Annotated in this window: 14 protein-coding genes; 6 read left to right on the top strand and 8 right to left on the bottom strand. The window is 61.5% G+C overall.

The genetic code is table 11. The annotated features are described in order from the left end of the window. Positions 1-73: 73 nt before the first annotated feature. The 7 genes from ACA060_RS27275 to gshB all read right to left on the bottom strand — a co-directional run bounded on the left by ACA060_RS27275 (position 74) and on the right by gshB (position 6,124). Positions 74-1,345 carry a dihydroorotase gene (locus ACA060_RS27275; protein ID WP_497314270.1) on the bottom strand — a complete coding sequence of 424 codons (1,272 nt, stop codon included), beginning with the start codon at positions 1,343-1,345 and terminating at the stop codon, positions 74-76. Beyond that, positions 1,342-2,346 carry an aspartate carbamoyltransferase catalytic subunit gene (locus tag ACA060_RS27270; protein WP_007897943.1) on the bottom strand — a complete coding sequence of 335 codons (1,005 nt, stop codon included), beginning with the start codon at positions 2,344-2,346 and terminating at the stop codon, positions 1,342-1,344. The genes ACA060_RS27275 and ACA060_RS27270 overlap by 4 nt, the downstream gene beginning before the upstream one ends. 27 nt (positions 2,347-2,373) lie before the next feature. Then, positions 2,374-2,877 carry a bifunctional pyr operon transcriptional regulator/uracil phosphoribosyltransferase PyrR gene (gene pyrR, locus ACA060_RS27265; RefSeq protein ID WP_462029647.1) on the bottom strand — a complete coding sequence of 168 codons (504 nt, stop codon included), beginning with the start codon at positions 2,875-2,877 and terminating at the stop codon, positions 2,374-2,376. Positions 2,878-2,968: 91 nt separating this feature from the next. Continuing rightward, a complete protein-coding gene (ruvX, locus tag ACA060_RS27260) occupies positions 2,969-3,406 on the bottom strand; it encodes a Holliday junction resolvase RuvX (RefSeq protein WP_005792259.1) in 438 nt (145 codons plus the stop codon). Continuing rightward, complete coding sequence (locus ACA060_RS27255; RefSeq protein WP_497314268.1) at positions 3,406-3,978, bottom strand: YqgE/AlgH family protein; 573 nt, start codon at positions 3,976-3,978, stop codon at positions 3,406-3,408. The genes ruvX and ACA060_RS27255 overlap by 1 nt, the downstream gene beginning before the upstream one ends. A gap of 216 nt (positions 3,979-4,194) precedes the next feature. Then, a complete protein-coding gene (locus ACA060_RS27250) occupies positions 4,195-5,094 on the bottom strand; it encodes an energy transducer TonB (RefSeq protein ID WP_109635582.1) in 900 nt (299 codons plus the stop codon). A 76-nt stretch (positions 5,095-5,170) separates the two neighbouring features. After that, a complete protein-coding gene (gene gshB, locus ACA060_RS27245; protein ID WP_109635581.1) occupies positions 5,171-6,124 on the bottom strand; it encodes a glutathione synthase in 954 nt (317 codons plus the stop codon). Positions 6,125-6,358: 234 nt separating this feature from the next. On the opposite strand from gshB, the gene pilG reads away from it, so the two are divergent. The 6 genes from pilG (at position 6,359) to ACA060_RS27215 (ending at position 16,342) form a co-directional block, all read left to right on the top strand. Next, positions 6,359-6,763: a twitching motility response regulator PilG gene (gene pilG, locus ACA060_RS27240; RefSeq protein ID WP_010466861.1), complete on the top strand. Its 405-nt coding sequence runs from the start codon at positions 6,359-6,361 to the stop codon at positions 6,761-6,763. 57 nt (positions 6,764-6,820) lie between these two features. After that, positions 6,821-7,186: a twitching motility response regulator PilH gene (gene pilH, locus ACA060_RS27235; RefSeq protein ID WP_109635579.1), complete on the top strand. Its 366-nt coding sequence runs from the start codon at positions 6,821-6,823 to the stop codon at positions 7,184-7,186. Between the two features lie 10 nt (positions 7,187-7,196). Then, positions 7,197-7,736 carry a chemotaxis protein CheW gene (locus ACA060_RS27230; RefSeq protein WP_497314265.1) on the top strand — a complete coding sequence of 180 codons (540 nt, stop codon included), beginning with the start codon at positions 7,197-7,199 and terminating at the stop codon, positions 7,734-7,736. A 147-nt stretch (positions 7,737-7,883) separates the two neighbouring features. After that, positions 7,884-9,941, top strand: a complete 2,058-nt coding sequence (locus ACA060_RS27225) for a methyl-accepting chemotaxis protein (RefSeq protein WP_109635575.1) — start codon at positions 7,884-7,886, stop codon at positions 9,939-9,941. A 52-nt stretch (positions 9,942-9,993) separates the two neighbouring features. Beyond that, positions 9,994-15,894, top strand: coding sequence for an Hpt domain-containing protein (locus ACA060_RS27220; protein WP_497314263.1), 5,901 nt, complete (start codon positions 9,994-9,996; stop codon positions 15,892-15,894). Further along, positions 15,887-16,342, top strand: coding sequence for a chemotaxis protein CheW (locus ACA060_RS27215; protein ID WP_497314261.1), 456 nt, complete (start codon positions 15,887-15,889; stop codon positions 16,340-16,342). Before ACA060_RS27220 ends, ACA060_RS27215 begins: the two co-directional genes overlap by 8 nt. 94 nt (positions 16,343-16,436) lie before the next feature. On the opposite strand, the gene ACA060_RS27210 is transcribed toward ACA060_RS27215, so the two are convergent. Continuing rightward, positions 16,437-17,372 carry an IS110 family transposase gene (locus ACA060_RS27210; protein WP_497312732.1) on the bottom strand — a complete coding sequence of 312 codons (936 nt, stop codon included), beginning with the start codon at positions 17,370-17,372 and terminating at the stop codon, positions 16,437-16,439. Positions 17,373-17,603 lie beyond the last annotated feature (231 nt).

Below are 17,603 nucleotides of genomic sequence, written 5' to 3'. Positions count from 1 at the left end.
CCCACAGGGGATTTGTGTTGTTCACAGATCCTGTGTGGGAGCTAGCCCTGCTAGCGATTGGGACAACTCAGTGTTAAGCCTGGTGGCTAATGCGCCCATCCACCAGGGTGTAGCGCACGACGCCCGGAAGGGTATGCCCAATAAACGGGCAGTTCTCGCCCTTGGACAACCAGGTCTCACCGGCCACGGTCGAAGCCGCCGGATCAAACAGCACGATATCGGCCGGTCCGCCCACGGCTAACTTACCCGCCGGCAGGCGCAACGCCTCGGCAGGCCCGGTGCTCAAGCGCGCCAACAACGTCGGCAGATCCAGCAACCCATCCTCCACCAGCGTCATCGCCAGCGGCAGCAGCAGTTCAACACTGCTGATACCCGGCTCGGTCGCGCCAAACGGTGCCAGTTTGGCGTCGCGTTCGTGCGGCTGGTGATGGCTGGAGATGGCCGAAACCACGCCTGACTTCACTGCGGCACGCAAGCCATCGCGGTCGGCGCGGGTGCGCAGCGGCGGCTGGACGTGGTATAGGCTGCTGAAGTCGATCAGCGCTTCGTCGGTCAGGATCAGCTGATACAGCGCCACATCGGCGGTCACCGGCAAGCCACGAGCCTGAGCCTGAGCGATCAGGGCCACGCCGCGCGCGCTGGTGAGCTGGCTGAAGTGTGCACGCACGCCGCTTTGCTCAACCAGCAGCAGATCCCGGGCCAACGCCACTGTTTCAGCGGTTTCCGGAATGCCCGGCAAGCCGAGGAAACTGGCAGTCGGGCCTTCGTGGGCCAAACCACCTTCAGCCAGGTCATGGTCCTGCGAATTGAAAATTACCGTCAGGTCGAAGGTCGCCGCGTATTCCAGCGCCCGGCACAGCGTGCGGGTATTGCGGAAGCTCTCCAGGCCGTTGCCGAACGCCACGCAACCGGCATCGCGCAAGGCGACCAGTTCCGCCAGCTGTTCGCCGTCCAGGCCTTTGCTCAGGGCGCCGATCGGGAAAACCTTGGTGTTGCCGGCCTCGCGGGCGCGGTCGAGGATCAGTTCGGCCACAGCCGAGGTGTCGAGCACCGGCTTGGTTTTTGGCGGGCAGCACAGGCTGGTCACGCCACCGGCTGCAGCGGCGCGGGTTTCGCTGACGATCGAGCCTTTGCGGCTGTAGCCCGGCTCGCGCAGGGCGACGTTCAGGTCAACCAGGCCAGGGGCGGCCACCAGGCCTTTGGCGTCGAGGGTGTCGACGGGCACAAAACCGGCTGGCGCGGCGCCCAAAGCGACGATCTTGCAGGCTTCAATATGAATGTCGGTCACTTTATCCAGGCCCGTGGCTGGATCGATGACGCGGGCGCCGAGAATGCTGAGCTTCACTGGGCGTTCTCCTGCTCGAATTGGCGCTGGGCAGTCTGCCCGCTCATGGCCATGGACAACACGGCCATACGAATCGCGATGCCGTAGGTGACCTGGTTGAGGATCACCGAGTGCGGACCGTCGGCCACCGCCGACTCAATCTCTACCCCGCGGTTGATCGGTCCTGGGTGCATGACGATGCAATCCGGCTTGGCCCCGGCGAGGCGCGCGGTGGTCAGGCCGAACAGGCGGTAGAACTCACCTTCGCTCGGTAGCAGGCCGCCAGTCATGCGTTCACGTTGCAGGCGCAGCATGATCACCACGTCGACGTCTTTCAGGCCTTCGGTCATGTCGGTGTAAACCTTCACACCGTATTGCTCGATGCCGATCGGCAGCAGGGTTTTCGGCGCGATGACGCGGATGTCCGGGCAGCCGAGGGTTTTCAGCGCGAGCATGTTCGACCGCGCGACCCGCGAGTGCAGGATGTCGCCGACGATGGCCACCGAGAGGTTTTCGAAACCGCCCTTGTGCCGACGGATCGTCAGCATGTCGAGCATGCCTTGGGTCGGGTGCGCGTGACGGCCGTCGCCACCGTTGATGATCGCCACTTGCGGGCAGACATGTTCGGCGATGAAGTGTGCCGCGCCGGAATCACCGTGGCGCACGACGAACATGTCGGCGGCCATGGCCTCCAGGTTGCGCAGGGTGTCGAGCAGGGTTTCGCCCTTGCTCGCCGACGATGTCGACACGTTCAACGTGATCACGTCGGCCGACAGACGCTGGGCCGCCAGTTCGAAGGTGGTGCGGGTGCGGGTGGAGTTCTCGAAGAACACGTTGCACACGGTCTTGCCGCGCAGCAACGGGACTTTCTTCACCGCCCGGGCGCCGACTTCGAGGAACGAGTCGGCGGTGTCGAGGATTTCCGTCAGCAACTCGCGGCGCAAACCGTCGAGCGAGAGGAAGTGTCGCAGCTGGCCCTGATCATTGAGCTGCAGCGGGCGCTTGGTTTCTAGAGGCGTCATCGCGAGGGGGACTCTCAATAGGGCGAATTAAAGGGCGAGGTCTTGCAGTTCGAGCTTGAGCTCCGGGCCGGACAGCTTCACGCGCTCGTGAGCGGCCAGTTCCAGCGTCGCGCCGACCACGTTCGGGCGGATCGGCAGCTCACCGGCATCCAGATCCAGCAGGCACACCAGTGTCACGCTGGCCGGGCGGCCGTAGTCGAACAGCTCGTTCATGGCGGCGCGGATGGTCCGACCGCTCATCAGCACGTCGTCGATCAGCACCAGATGCTGGCCTTCGATTTCGAACGGCAGGGCGGACGGGCGCACTTGCGGGTGCAGGCCGTTCTGGCTGAAATCGTCGCGGTAGAAGGACACGTCCAGGGTGCCGAGGGGCGAATCGCTGCCCAGTTCTTCGAGCAACGCCTGGGCGACCCAGACGCCGCCGGTACGAATACCGATGTAGCGCGGTTCGCTGATGCCACGGTGTTCCAGGTGTGCCTTGAGACGGATCGCCATCTGGCTGATCAGTTCGGCGGGATTGGGCAGGCTCATGGTTGCTCCTTCTTGGGCCCGAGCCCTGCCTTTGAGTAAGGCTGCGGGGTTTGGCTCGGGTTGTAGCTAAGAGAGACGCTGTGACGGCTCTTCAGGATTCGAACAGTGCGGTGTTTTCGTCGAGCCAGCCTTGCAGCAGCAGGGCGGCGGCGATGGCGTCGACCGGGTTGTCGCGATAGCTGCCCTTTTGTCCGCCACGATCACGCCGTTCACCCTTGGCTTCGAAGGTGGTCAGGCGTTCGTCGTGGGTATAGAAGGGCAGGTTGTAGCGGCCATTGAGGCGACGGGCGAATTTCTCTGCGCGCAGGCACATGTCGCTTGGCGTGCCGTCCATGTTCAGCGGCAGGCCGACGACTACAGCGTCGGGTTTCCACTCTTTAATGAGGGCTTCGACCTGATTCCAGTCGGGAATACCGTTTTGTGCCTTCAAGGTACACAGCTCGCGGGCCTGGCCGGTAATTACCTGGCCGACCGCAACGCCGATCTGTTTGGTGCCGTAGTCAAAACCCAGAATCAGTCGCAGGGCCATCAGGCGTGGCCCGCCTGGCTGGTCAGCAGGCTGAGATTGACCCCGAGGTGCTTGGCCGCCGCTTCCAGGCGCAGTTCGCTGCTGATGTTGAACAGGATATCGGCGTCGAACGGGCAGGTGAGCCAGGCGTTCTGCGCCAGTTCGGCTTCGAGCTGCCCGGCTTCCCAGCCGGCATAACCGAGGGCGATCACACTTTTGGCCGGGCCGACGCCGTCAGCGATGGCGAACAGCACATCCTGGGAGGTGGACAAGGAAAGCTCGCCTTCCAGATCAACGGTTGCCTGGAAGGTTTTGCCCGAGGGGTGCAGGACAAAGCCGCGATCGGTTTGCACCGGGCCGCCGATAAAGATCGGCACATGCTGGCAGAGCACGGGTGGTTCAATATCGGGGCGCAATTGCTCGAGGATATCGGCCAGATTCAGGTCTTGCGGGCGGTTGACCACCAGCCCCATGGCACCATTGGCCGTGTGCTCGACGATGTAGGTCAAGGTGTGCGCAAAGTTCGGGTCGGCCATGTGAGGCATGGCGATCAGGAAGTGATGCTTGAGGTAGCTGGGGCTGACGTTCTTCATGAGCGCTAGTGTGGCGTTGGAGGGGCGAACTGACAAGCTGGGGATGCACAGGAATTGCCTGGGCGGGTGTTCTTTTGATCCGGGTTTTGCTTGAGGGCCTCTTCGCGGGCAAGCCTCGCTCCTACAGGTCATGTGCCATTGTCGCGAAACATACAAAACCTGTAGGAGCGAGGCTTGCCCGCGAAGGCGTCGGCTCAATCACCACAAATCAATCGATCAATTACTGGAGAGTCTGTCCCCGCGGGCGAATTTCCAGGTGCGGATGATTTCCAGCCGGTCAATGTCCGACAAATCCCCGGTAAACGGTGAAAACGGTGCCGCCAGTCGCACAATGCGCTGCGCCGCCTGGTCCAGCAGCGGTTGCCCGGACGATTCCAGCACCAATACTTCATACAGCGAGCCATCGCGGTTGATCGAGACCATCAATCGCAAATTGCCGTAGATCTGCTTGCGTCGCGCTTCGTCGGGGTAATTCAGGTTGCCGATGCGCTCGACCTTCTTGCGCCACTCATCCTTATACCAGGCACCTTTGTCGCGCATGGTGGAAGCAGCGCTCAGGCGGTGGATGCGCGGGCGCTTGGCGTACAGCTGTTGTTCGTTGGCCAGTTCCGCTTCCAGGCTGGCGATGTCGCTGGACAGCTGTTCAGTGTCGAACGTCGGTGCCGCCACGGCAGGTTTGGTGAGTGGCTTGACCTCTTCGTTCTTGGCCGGGGCTTTTTTCGGCTTCGGCGCAACGGTGGTCACGGCAGCCTTGGGCGCGGCTTCCGGCACTGGCGGCTTGGCGGCCGGCGGTGGCGTGACTTTCTGCACCTTGTTGTCCTGGAAGGGCGCGACCTCGGTGGTCTTGGGAATCGCCTTTTTATCCAGGGTGCCGCTGCCTTCCTGATTTTCCTGGGCGAGAAAGTCAGCCTTCGTCGGCTTCTTTTCGCTCTTGAAGGTGGCGAGGGTGATTTCCAGGGTTTTGCTGATTTGCTTGGGTTCGACCATCGTGAACCCGACGCCCAACAGCAAGGCCAGGTGAATCAACGCCGCGAGAAACAGGGTAAATCCGAGGCGATCGGCCGGGCGCACGCCACGATGGGCGAGTTCAGCGGGTAGATCGGACGGGAGCGTCATGACAAAAAACCAACATCGCGTTTTTCACAGGCCGCGGATGATAACGCAATGTTGGTCGTTTCTTGGCTGTTCTATATCAACGAGCCTTTAGCTTCTGATCGATGGCATCCATCAGCATCCCGCCGATGTCGGTGCCGAACGCATTATCAATCTCGCGAATGCAGGTCGGGCTGGTGACGTTGATTTCCGTCAGATGCTCGCCGATCACGTCCAGGCCTACGAACAGCAAGCCTTTCTCACGCAGGGTCGGGCCGACCTGGGCGGCGATCCAGCGATCCTTGTCGGTTAGCGGACGGGCTTCGCCACGACCACCGGCCGCAAGGTTGCCACGGGTTTCACCGGCAGCCGGGATCCGCGCCAGGCAGTAATCCACCGGCTCGCCGTCGATCATCAGGATGCGTTTGTCGCCATCGACGATCGCCGGCAGGTAACCCTGGATCATGATCTGCTGCTTGCCGTGCAAGGTCAGGGTTTCGAGAATCACCGACAGGTTCGGGTGGCCGGCGGTGTGACGGAAGATCGACGAACCGCCCATGCCGTCCAGCGGCTTGAGGATCACGTCACCGTGGTGATCGGCGAACTCGCGCAGCACGTCCGGGCGACGGCTGACGATGGTCGGCGGCGTGCACTGCGGGAAGAGGGTGGCGAACAGCTTTTCGTTGCAGTCGCGCAGACTCTGCGGTTTGTTGACCACCAGCACGCCAGCGCGCTCGGCTTGTTCCAGCAGATACGTGGAGTAGACGAACTCCATGTCGAACGGCGGATCCTTGCGCATCAGGATCACGTCCAGATCGCTCAGCAGCGCGTCGGTCTCGGCTTCCAGTTCAAACCATTTTTCCGGGTTGGCAAACACTTTCAGCGGACGCATCCGCGCCCGGGCTTCGCCTTCGGCCTGGTACAAATCGCTCTGTTCCATATAGAACAGTTCCCAGCCGCGCTTCTGTGCGGCCAGCAGCATGGCCAGCGAGCTATCCTTTTTATAGGAAATGCTGGCAATAGGATCCATGACAATCCCGACGCGAACGCTCATGGGTTTTTCCTCGAATTTGGGTGGTCCGGATGGACACGAAAAAGTGGCGTCAGATTGGCTCCCGCTGTGTTCCCGGTCAAGGAAAAACCACCGCGAAGGTCGGCCGATAGATTGGTTATGGAGACTGTGCTAAAAAGGCTGCCATATCGTTCTGGCCCTTAAACATCAAGGGTTTCGAGCCTCCGGTTATCGGAAATGGACAATTTGATTCGCAAAGGCGACGGCAGAGCATTTATGGAACAGCATTCCAGCGCCTTGAAGGTCATGGTGATCGACGATTCGAAGACGATTCGCCGCACCGCCGAAACGCTGTTGAAGAACGTGGGGTGTGAAGTCATCACGGCCATCGACGGTTTCGATGCCCTGGCCAAGATTGCCGACAATCACCCCGGCATCATTTTTGTCGACATCATGATGCCGCGCCTGGATGGCTATCAGACCTGCGCGTTGATCAAGAACCACAGTGCGTTCAAGTCCACGCCAGTGATTATGCTGTCGTCCAAGGACGGGCTGTTCGACAAGGCCAAGGGGCGAATCGTCGGCTCCGACCAGTTTTTGACCAAGCCTTTCAGCAAGGAAGAACTGCTGAACGCGATCCAGGCCCATGTACCGGGTTTCGCCGCCGTTTTGCCGCAGTAGGACACGCACAGTGACGCTCGGCCAGCGGGCCCGGCGTCGACAAGAATGGGGAAGACCATGGCACGTATTCTGATCGTCGATGACTCGCCGACTGAAATGTACAAACTGACCGGCATGCTGGAAAAGCACGGTCATGAAGTGTTGAAGGCCGAAAACGGCGCCGACGGCGTGGCCCTTGCCCGTCAGGAAAAACCTGACGCCGTACTGATGGACATCGTCATGCCCGGCCTCAACGGTTTCCAGGCGACCCGCCAGTTGACCAAAGACCCGGACACCGGCCACATCCCGGTGATCATCATCACCACCAAGGATCAGGAAACCGACAAGGTCTGGGGCACGCGTCAGGGCGCGAAGGATTACCTGACCAAACCGGTCGACGAAGACACCCTGATCAAAACCCTGAACAACGTGCTGGCCGGTTGATCGTGCGGCCATGACCGAGTCGCTGACGGCTTTCGAACTGCTGCTGCAGATCGACCAGCGCTGTCGTCTGCTGGCGGCGGATCTGCCGTCCCAGCCGACCCGGCAGGATCGCTGGAGCGGCATCGGTTTTCGCCTGGGCGAGCACTGGTACGTCGCGCCCATGGGCGAAGTCAGCGAGGTCCTGCACGAACCGCGTTTCACCCAATTGCCGGGCGTCAAACCCTGGGTCAAGGGCGTGGCCAACCTGCGGGGGCGATTGCTGCCGATCATGGATTTGTGCAGTTTCTTCGGCCATGAGCAGTCGACCCTGCGCAAACAGCGTCGGGTGTTGGTGGTGGAGCAAGGCGAAGTGTTTGCCGGGTTGATGGTCGATGAAGTCTTCGGTTTGCAGCACTTTGCCCAGGACAGCCTGGAGCCGGTGGCGTTGGCCGATCTGCACGGGCCGATCGCAGCGTTCGTCCAAGGCCGGTTTCAGCGTGAGCAGACGTGGCAAATATTCAGCCCGTTTACGCTGGCGCAGTCGCAAAGCTTCATGCATGTAGCGTTGTAATCAAGGCAACGCCGCAATCCTGTAGGAGCGAGGCTTGCCCGCGAAGAACGAAAACGCGGTGTTCCTGTAAGACCGTAGCGCCTGCTTCGCGGGCAAGCCTCGCTCCTACAAGGGCGTCGTTGAATTGGGCAGTACAGGCGAGGACCGATGATAAAAACAAAAACAGGCAAGCCAGAAGGATCGCGCAGCCGCTCGCAGATCATCGTGCTGTTCATCGCGCTGATCATCTTCATCATGCTGCTGTTCGCCAACTTCGCTTACCTCAACACACAAGCCACGTACGACAAACAGTACATTGGCCACGCCGGCGAGCTGCGCGTGCTGTCCCAGCGTATCGCCAAGAACGCCACCGAAGCCGCTGCCGGCAAAGCGGCGGCGTTCAAGCTGCTGAGCGATGCGCGCAACGACTTCGCCCAGCGCTGGGGTTACCTGAAGAAGGGCGACCCGGCCACAGGCCTGCCGCCGGCACCGTCTGCCGTGCGCCCGGAAATGCGCGCCGTGCAGCTGGATTGGGAACGCCTGCTGAAAAACACCGATGCGATCCTCTCCAGCGAGCAGACCGTGCTGTCGCTGCATCAGGTCGCCGCCACCCTGGCCGAAACCGTGCCGCAGTTGCAGGTGGAATACGAAAAAGTCGTCGAGATCCTTTTGCAGCGCGGCGCGCCGGCCGCTCAGGTGGCCATGGCCCAGCGTCAGTCGCTGCTGGCCGAACGCATCCTGGGCGCGGTGAACACCGTGCTGTCCGGCGATGAAAACTCGCAACAGGCCGCCGACGCGTTTGGTCGAGACGCCGCGCGGTTCGGTCAGGTGCTCAACGGCATGCTCCAGGGCAATACTTCGCTGCGAGTCAGCCAGGTCGAAGACCGCGACGCGCGCGCACGCTTGACCGAAATTTCCGAGCTGTTCGAATTCGTCTCCGGCTCGGTGGATGAAATCCTCGAAACCTCGCCGGAGCTGTTCAAGGTTCGCGAATCGGCGACCAACATTTTCAGCCTGTCACAGACCCTGCTCGACGAAGCCTCGCTCCTGGCCACCGGTTTTGAAAACCTCGCTGGCGGACGCGACACCGACACCATCGGTGGCTACGTGCTGGGCCTGCTGGCGCTGATGTCGATCATCCTCATAGGCCTGGTGATGGTGCGCGAAACCAATCGTCAGCTGCGTGAAACCGCCGAGAAGAATGAGCGCAACCAGAACGCGATCATGCGCCTGCTTGACGAGATCGAAGACCTCGCTGACGGCGACCTCACCGTGACCGCCTCGGTGACTGAAGACTTCACCGGGACCATCGCCGACTCGATCAACTATTCCGTCGATCAACTGCGCGACCTGGTGGCGACCATCAACCTCACCGCCGGCCAGGTTGCCGCCGCCGTGCAGGAAACCCAGGCCACCGCCATGCACCTGGCCCAAGCTTCGGAACATCAGGCGCAACAGATCAGCGAAGCCTCCACCGCGATCAACGACATGGCGCAGTCTATCGACCAGGTCTCGGCCAACGCTGCCGAATCCTCGGCGGTAGCGGAACGTTCGGTGGAAATCGCCAACAAGGGCAACGAGGTGGTGCACAACACCATCCACGGCATGGACAACATTCGCGAGCAGATTCAGGACACCGCCAAGCGCATCAAGCGCCTGGGCGAGTCTTCTCAGGAAATTGGCGACATTGTCAGCCTGATCGATGACATTGCCGATCAGACCAACATCCTCGCGCTCAACGCGGCGATTCAGGCTTCGATGGCCGGTGACGCCGGGCGCGGTTTTGCGGTGGTGGCTGACGAAGTGCAACGCCTGGCCGAGCGTTCGTCCGCCGCCACCCGGCAGATCGAAACCCTGGTGCGGGCGATCCAGACCGACACTAACGAAGCCGTGATTTCCATGGAACAAACCACCACCGAAGTGGTGCGCGGCGCGCGTCTGGCGCAGGATGCCGGGGTGGCCCTGGAAGAAATCGAAGGCGTATCGAAGACCCTGGCGGCGCTGATCCAGAGTATTTCCAATGCCGCGCAGCAACAGACGTCTTCGGCCGGTCAGATTTCCCTGACCATGAACGTGATCCAGCAGATCACCACGCAGACGTCATCGGGCTCGACCGCCACCGCCGAGAGCATCGGCAACCTGGCGAAAATGGCCAGCCAGCTGCGGCGCTCGGTGTCCGGGTTCACCTTGCCGGCGGCCAAGGCGCAGGCAGCGGATAAAGTGTGAAGCGCCCGCAGGCGTTCGGTTTTTTTGAGTAGAGCAGTGATTTGGAGTGGTTATGGGTGATCGGCACGACTATGTGGCCCTCGAGTGGGTCAAAGGCGAGATTGCCGAAACGCTGAAAGTGGCTCATCAAGCGATCGAAACCCTGCTTGATGACCCCCAGGCGACGCACGCCCTGAGCGATTGCCTGGCGTGCATCCATCAGGTCCACGGCAGTTTGCAGATGGTCGAATTCTACGGCGCGGCCCTGCTCGCCGAAGAAATGGAACACCTGGCCACCGCCTTGCAACAGAACCGCGTCAGCCATCGCGACGAGGCGCTTCACCTGTTGCTGCAAGCCCTCGGGCAACTGCCGATTTACCTCGACCGGGTGCAAGGTGCACGCCGTGACCTACCCTTGGTGGTGCTGCCGCTGATCAACGACTTGCGCAGTGCCCGGGGCGAAACCCTGCTGTCGGAAACCAGCCTGTTCAGTCCGCAACTGCCCGACCTGCCGGCGCTGGACGAAGCGTCGCTGGCACTGCTTGAACCGGCGGATTTACCCAATGTGCTGCGCAAGTTGCGGCAGATGCTGCAAATGGCGTTGGTCGGATTGCTGCGCGAGCAGTTTGACGACAATAACCTCGTTTACCTGACCAAGGTTTTTTCACGCCTTGAAGGGTTGTGCGGCAACGCACCCCTGAGCCCGTTGTGGCAAGTCGCCTCGGCGCTGGTCGAAGGCATGCGCGGGGGCTCGATCGCCAACAGCCCGGCGCTGCGCAGTCTGTTCAAGGACGCCGACAAAGAACTCAAGCGCCTGCTCGAACAAGGCATACGCGGCATCAATCAGCCGGCACCGCCAGAGTTGCTCAAGAGTTTGCTGTTCTACATTGCCAAGGCCGAACATCCCACCGGGCAGATGCTGACCATGAAAGATCGTTACTCACTGGACGACGCGCTGCCTGACAGCGCAATGGTGGACGAAGAACGCGCCCGCCTGGCCGGTCCCGACCGTGACGCCATGCGCTCGGTGCTGGCCGCGCTCTGTGAAGAGCTGGTGCGGGTCAAGGAACGCCTCGACCTGTTTGTGCGCAGTGACCGCCAGCACACCTCCGACCTGGAGACCCTGTTGGCGCCGTTGCGGCAAATCGCCGACACCCTGGCGGTGCTGGGTTTCGGCCAGCCGCGCAAAGTCATCATCGATCAACTGGCGGTGGTGCTGAGTCTTGCCCAGGGCCAACGTGAACCCAACGACGCGATCCTGATGGACGTCGCCGGGGCCTTGCTCTACGTCGAAGCGACGCTGGCCGGCATGGTCGGCACCGTGGAGCCGGAGAGCCAGGAAGAAAGCCACCTGCCGACCACCGACCTTACGCAGATCCACCAGATCGTGATCAAGGAAGCGCGCATCTGCCTGCAACAGGCCAAGGACATGATCGTCGACTACATCGACGCCGACTGGGATCGCCAGCATTTGCAGGCATTACCGGCCTTGCTGACCCAGGTGCGCGGCGCGCTGTCGATGATCCCGTTGAGCCGTGCGGCGAGCCTGATCGAAGCCTGCAACCACTTCATTCGCGAACATCTGCTGCTCGATCCAGGCCAGCCCGGCTGGCAGGAACTGGACAACCTGGCCGACGTCATCACCAGCATCGAGTATTACCTGGAGCGTCTGAGCGACGACCCCGAGGCACCTGGCGAACAACTGCTCGACGTGGCGGAAAAAAGCCTGGCATCCCTCGGGTTTTTCCCCAGCGAACAGCAAGTGCCGATGCTCGAGGATGTGCTCAGCCCGAGTGAAGCCCAAGTGATGCAGGACCTGCAGGCACTTGAGGATCCGGATACCGTCCAGTCGCTGGCCGACGTCTTGGCCAGCCCGGTGTCTTCGGTCAATCCGCCGGCCCTGACTACACCGGGCAGCCTGTTGCCACCGCCCGCCGGCGAAGAACCGGTGGACGATGAGCTGCGGGAAGTCTTCCTCGAAGAAACCGATGAAGTCCTGGAAATCCTCCGGGAATACATGCCGCGCTGGACGGCCAATCCGGACGATAAAGCCGCGTTGATTGAATTGCGCCGGGCGTTCCACACCTTGAAAGGCAGTGGTCGGATGGTCCGTGCGCTGGTGCTGGGCGAGCTGGCGTGGGCCGTGGAAAACCTGCTCAACCGCGTGCTGGAGCACAGCGTTGCGCCGGGGGCGGCGGTGCAACAATTGCTCCGCGATGCACTGGATCTGCTACCGGATCTGGTGGCTGAATTTGCCGCCAATGCCCAGCGCCAATGCAATCAGGTCGATCAACTGGCCGCGCGCGCCCATGCCCTCGCCAAGGGAGATTTACCTGCCAGCGATGAAGACACCCAAGACGTCGCGGCCCTCGATCCGCTGTTGCTGGAGATCTTCCGCAAAGAAGCCGAGACCCATCTCGCCAGCCTCAACCGTTTCCTCGACCAAGCCGCCGAGCATGTGCCGCTGCAGGCCAGTGACGAGTTGCAGCGCGCATTGCACACCTTGAAGGGCAGCGCCTCGATGGCCGGCGTATTGCCGATCGCCGAGCTGGCGACGCCGCTGGATCAACTCGCCCGCGAATACAAGGCGCACCTGATCGCCCTCGACCTCGACGAAGTCGAACTGCTGCTGGAAGCCGAAGGTCTGTTCCGTCTCGGACTGCGGCAACTCAAGGATGATCCGCTGGCCGAGATACCGGATGCTGATTCACTTATCGAGCGCACCAAAACGCTGCTCGCCGAGCGTCTGGATGCGCTGTTGAAAGCGCCGAACACCGCGCTGCGAATCAAGCGTGATCCGCAGCTGATCAACAACTTCCTGGCCCAGGGCATGGACATCCTGCTCGACGCCGAAAGCCTGTTGCAGCGCTGGCAGCAGCACCCCGGCGAGCGTCAGGAACTCAGCGCGTTGCTGGATGAATTGACTACTTTGGGTGAAGGCGCGCACCTCGCCGATCTGCACCCGGTGGACGAACTCTGCGAAGCGTTGCTCGACCTGTACGGTGCGGTGGAAGAGAGCAGCCTGGCGGTCAGCGACCGCTTTTTCCACGAGGCGCAAAGCGCCCACGAAGCGCTGATCAACATGCTCGACGAACTGGCCGCCGGTCAGGAAGTCAGCCCACAACCGGAGCGCATCCGGGCGTTGCGTGGCTTGCTCGATGAAAGCCTGGATCCGTCGTCCATGGGCCTGATCCGCAGCGACGGCAGCCGCACCCTGAGCATCCGCGAACTGGGCAGCGCCACCGCCGAACTGGAACAGACCGCGACTCAGGTCGAACTCGATGACGAGATCGTTTCGATCTTCCTCGAAGAGGCAGTGGATATTCTCGAGAGCGCCGGCCAGGCCTTGCAGCGCTGGCTGAGCGACCCGGACAACGCCGCGCCGTTGTCATCCTTGCAGCGCGATTTACACACCCTCAAGGGCGGGGCGCGGATGGCCGAGGTCGAGCCGGTCGGCGACCTGGCTCATGAATTGGAAAGCCTTTACGAAGGCCTGGTGGATCGCCGTTACAGCCACAGCGAAACCCTGGCGCAGCTGCTGCAACAAAGCCATGACCGCCTCGCGGTGCTGCTTGAGCAGTTGCAGAACCAGCACACCCTGGGTGCCCCGAACGAGCTGATCGAAGCGATTCGCGAGTTCCGTCAGGGCAACACCCACACCGCCGAAGCGGCAGAACCCGCGCCGGCCAATGACTCGCCGGGCCATGACCCGGAGCTGCTGGAGATCTTCCTTGAGGAAGGTTTCGACATCATCGAAAACTCCGGCGCGGCCCTTGTGCGCTGGCAAGCCGAGCCGTCGAACCGTCAGGAAGTGGAAACCCTGTTGCGCGATCTGCACACGCTCAAGGGCGGCGCGCGGATGGTGGAAATCGCCCCCATCGGCGACCTCGCCCATGAGCTGGAATTTCTCTACGAAGGCTTGTCCGCGGGCGTGCTGCAACCGACCCCGGCGCTGTTCGCGCTGCTGCAAAGCAGTCATGACCGACTGGCGCAAATGCTCGACGCGACCCGCGCCGTTCAGCCGTTGCCGTCGGCCGATCGGTTGATCGACGCGATCAAGAATTTCAGTCATCCATCCGTTCCCGATACGCCGCTGGTGGTGCCCGCCACGCCGAAACCCGAGACCCCGGCGCCGCAAGTCGAAGCGGGCGCCGACATGGTCAAGGTCTCGGCTGAACTGCTCGACGATCTGGTCAACCTCGCCGGCGAAACATCGATCTTCCGTGGCCGTATCGAGCAACAGGTCAACGATGCGCAGGTGGCCCTGAGCGAGATGGAAACCACCATCGAGCGCATGCGCGACCAGTTGCGCCGGCTCGATACCGAAACCCAGGGACGGATACTCAGTCGTCAGCAAGTCGACGCCGAACGCCTGGGCTACGAAGAATTCGATCCGCTGGAAATGGACCGTCACTCGCAGTTGCAGCAACTGTCGCGGGCGCTGTTCGAATCCGCCTCCGACCTGCTCGACCTCAAGGAAACCCTCGACCGACGCAATCAGGACGCGGAAAACCTGCTGCAACAACAGGGCCGCATCAATACCGAATTGCAGGAAGGCCTGATGCGCACGCGCATGGTGCCGTTCGAACGCATGCTGCCGCGCCTGAAACGCATCGTCCGCCAGGTCTCTGGTGAGCTTGGCAAAGACGTCGAGTTCGTGGTCGGCAACGCCGAAGGCGAGATGGACCGCAACGTCCTCGAACGCATGGCGGCACCGCTGGAACACATGCTGCGCAACGCTGTGGACCACGGCCTGGAATCGGCCGAGGTGCGTATCGCGGCGGGCAAACCGGCTCAAGGGCGGATCACCCTCGACCTGTCCCGCGAGGGCGGCGACATCATTTTCGACATCCGCGATGACGGCGCAGGCGTGCCGCTGGAGGCGGTGCGACGCAAGGCGATCAAACGCGGCTTGCTGGCCCCGGACGCCGATATCAGCGACCGCGACGTGCTGCAATTCATCCTGCAACCGGGGTTCTCCACCGCCGAGAAAATCACCCAGATTTCCGGGCGTGGCGTGGGCATGGACGTGGTTCACGAAGAGGTTCGGCAGCTCGGCGGCACCATGGTCATCGACTCGATACCGGGGCAGGGCGTGCACTTCCGGATCCGCCTGCCGTTCACCGTGTCGGTCAACCGAGCGTTGATGGTTCAGTGCCTGGAGGATCAATACGCGATCCCGCTGAACACCATCGATGGCATCGTTCGCGTGCTGCCCAATGAACTCGAAGGGCATTACCGGCTTGATCCGCCGACTTACGAATACGCCGGGCAGCGTTATGAACTGTGTTATCTGGGCGAGCTGCTGAAAACCAGCACTCGTCCGAAACTGTTGGGCCAGAGCCTGCCGCTGCCGGTGTTGCTGGTGCAATGCAACGAGCGGCATATCGCCGTGCAAGTTGATTCCATGGCCGGCACACGCGAGATCGTGGTCAAAAGCCTCGGCCCGCAGTTTGCGGCGGTGCAGGGGCTGTCCGGGGCGACGATTCTGGGCGATGGCCGGGTGGTGCTGATTCTCGATTTGCTCGCGCCGATCCGCGCCATGCAGGCCCGTGTGCCGCAACAGCCAGCGACACAGGACGTTGAGGTCGAGCCGCATAAACCGCTGCTGGTGCTGGTGGTCGACGATTCGGTCACCGTGCGCAAGGTCACCAGCCGTCTGTTGGAGCGCCACGGCATGAACGTGCTGACCGCCAAGGACGGTGTCGACGCCATGCTGCTGCTCGAAGATCACCTGCCGGACGTGATGCTGCTGGACATCGAAATGCCGCGCATGGACGGTTTCGAAGTGGCGACCCAAGTGCGCAGCGACGAACGTTTGCAGCACCTGCCGATCATCATGATCACCTCCCGCACCGGCCAGAAACACCGCGACCGCGCCATGGCCATCGGCGTCAACGACTACCTCGGCAAGCCGTACCAGGAATCGGTGCTGCTCGACAGCATCGCGTTGTGGAGCAAAACCCATGCTTGAGCACCGTACCTCCAATCTCACCGGCCTGCTGTTGCCCCTGGCCGACCGCAACCTGATCCTGCCCAATGTGGCAGTGGCGGAGTTGATTGACTATCAACCGGGGGCGTTCGATCTTGACACGCCGCCGTGGTACCTGGGGTTGGTGACGTGGCGGGACCGGCAGATTCCGTTGCTCAGTTTCGAGTCGGCGTGCGGCCAGAAAATCGTCATCGGCGAGCGGGCGCGGATCGTGATTCTCAATGCACTGGGTGGACGGCCGGAGTTGAAGTTCATTGCGTTGCTGGTGCAGGGGATTCCGCGGTCGTACAAGCTCGACAGTCAGTTGAGTTACGTGGATGTGCCGTTGTGTCCGCTGGAGCAGGCGGCGGTGCAGGTGGGGGAGCAAGTGGCGAAGGTGCCGGACTTGCTGGCGCTGGAAGAACTACTTGTGAATGCCGGGTTGATCTGACTGGCCCCATCGCGAGCAGGCTCGCTCCCACATTGAATTTGCGGCGTACGCAAAACCTGTGGGAGATTCTATGTTGCCCGGCAACCCTGAATTCTCAGGCTGACAGGTATTCGCTCTGATTTTTCATCAGGGCAAATGCCACTCGACAGAGCTTTCGGGCCAAGGCAACCAAGGCCTGGGTTTTCGAGAAGCCTCTAGCCAGGTATGCCTCGTAAAACGGCTTCCATTTAGGCGAGCGACACGCCGCCATTGCGGCGTTGTACGCCAAACGACGAACCTCCGGATCTCCTTTTTTGGTCAGGTACCGCTGCCCATTCTTCTTGCCGGAGTCTTCGACTGCCAAGTCCATTCCCAGGAATGCGATGAACGCATCGCTGTTCGCAAAATCGCCCCGCATAAAGGTCGTCGCCAACCCGGTTGCGGTCAGTTCCCCAACGCCTTCGATGGCTTTGCAGCGATCAATATTCGCCTCAATTCCCGCCTCTTTGCTGACCTTGCGCAGCAGTTTCTGAATCGCCTGATCCGCTTGCTTGAACGCCTTCTGCTGAGCGACCTGCACTTTCTTCAACAAGGGTTCATTGGCCCAACTCAACATCAGCCCAGCATGGTTCTGGATCAGCGTTGCACGTCTGTGAAGCAGGCTTTTCAGCGAGCTGTAGGCCTTGGGTGGCGGGCTCCAGACCCGCAGTTTGCTTTGTTCATTCTCCAGGTAACGCGCCAGCAAACGCGCATCGCAGGGATCGTTCTTGGCTCGTTGGCCAACGCCACGGCGGTAATGACTCACGCGATAAGCATCCACCACGTAGACCTGATGACCCATCTCATGGGCCAGCTCTACCGTGTCCAAGTGGTAGATGTTGGTGGCTTCAACGGCGATAGCGCTTTGGGCAGGCAGGGTTTTAAGCCAACGCTTGAGGGCGGTTCGATCGTTCTTGATGTCTTGAATGATTTGCAGGTCGGTGCGATAGACAGCAATTTGGGCCTTGGCGATATCGATACCAACAACCGTCTGCGAAGTAAGGATTGTCATGACGAATCCTCGGAGCTAGGGTTTAAGTGCTTGTTGGGGTCTACCGTTGCGCTGGCTTGTCTCTATCGTCGGTTTACCGATGAATTCCTTATCGGCGCTTTGGGTAGAAGGGGCGGGACGAGAAGTCTCCCACAGTCTGTACTGGTCAGAGTCAGAATCGAGTCTGTAGTCCCACCCACCCCTTCAAGTCTAAACATACAAGCGAGCCTGCTCGCGATGGCGGCCTTCAAT

The sequence above is a fragment of the Pseudomonas sp. LBUM1671 genome, from assembly GCF_059695685.1.
The sequence above is the reverse complement of the archived record's forward strand: the minus strand, read 5'-3'. Positions and strand labels throughout refer to the sequence as shown.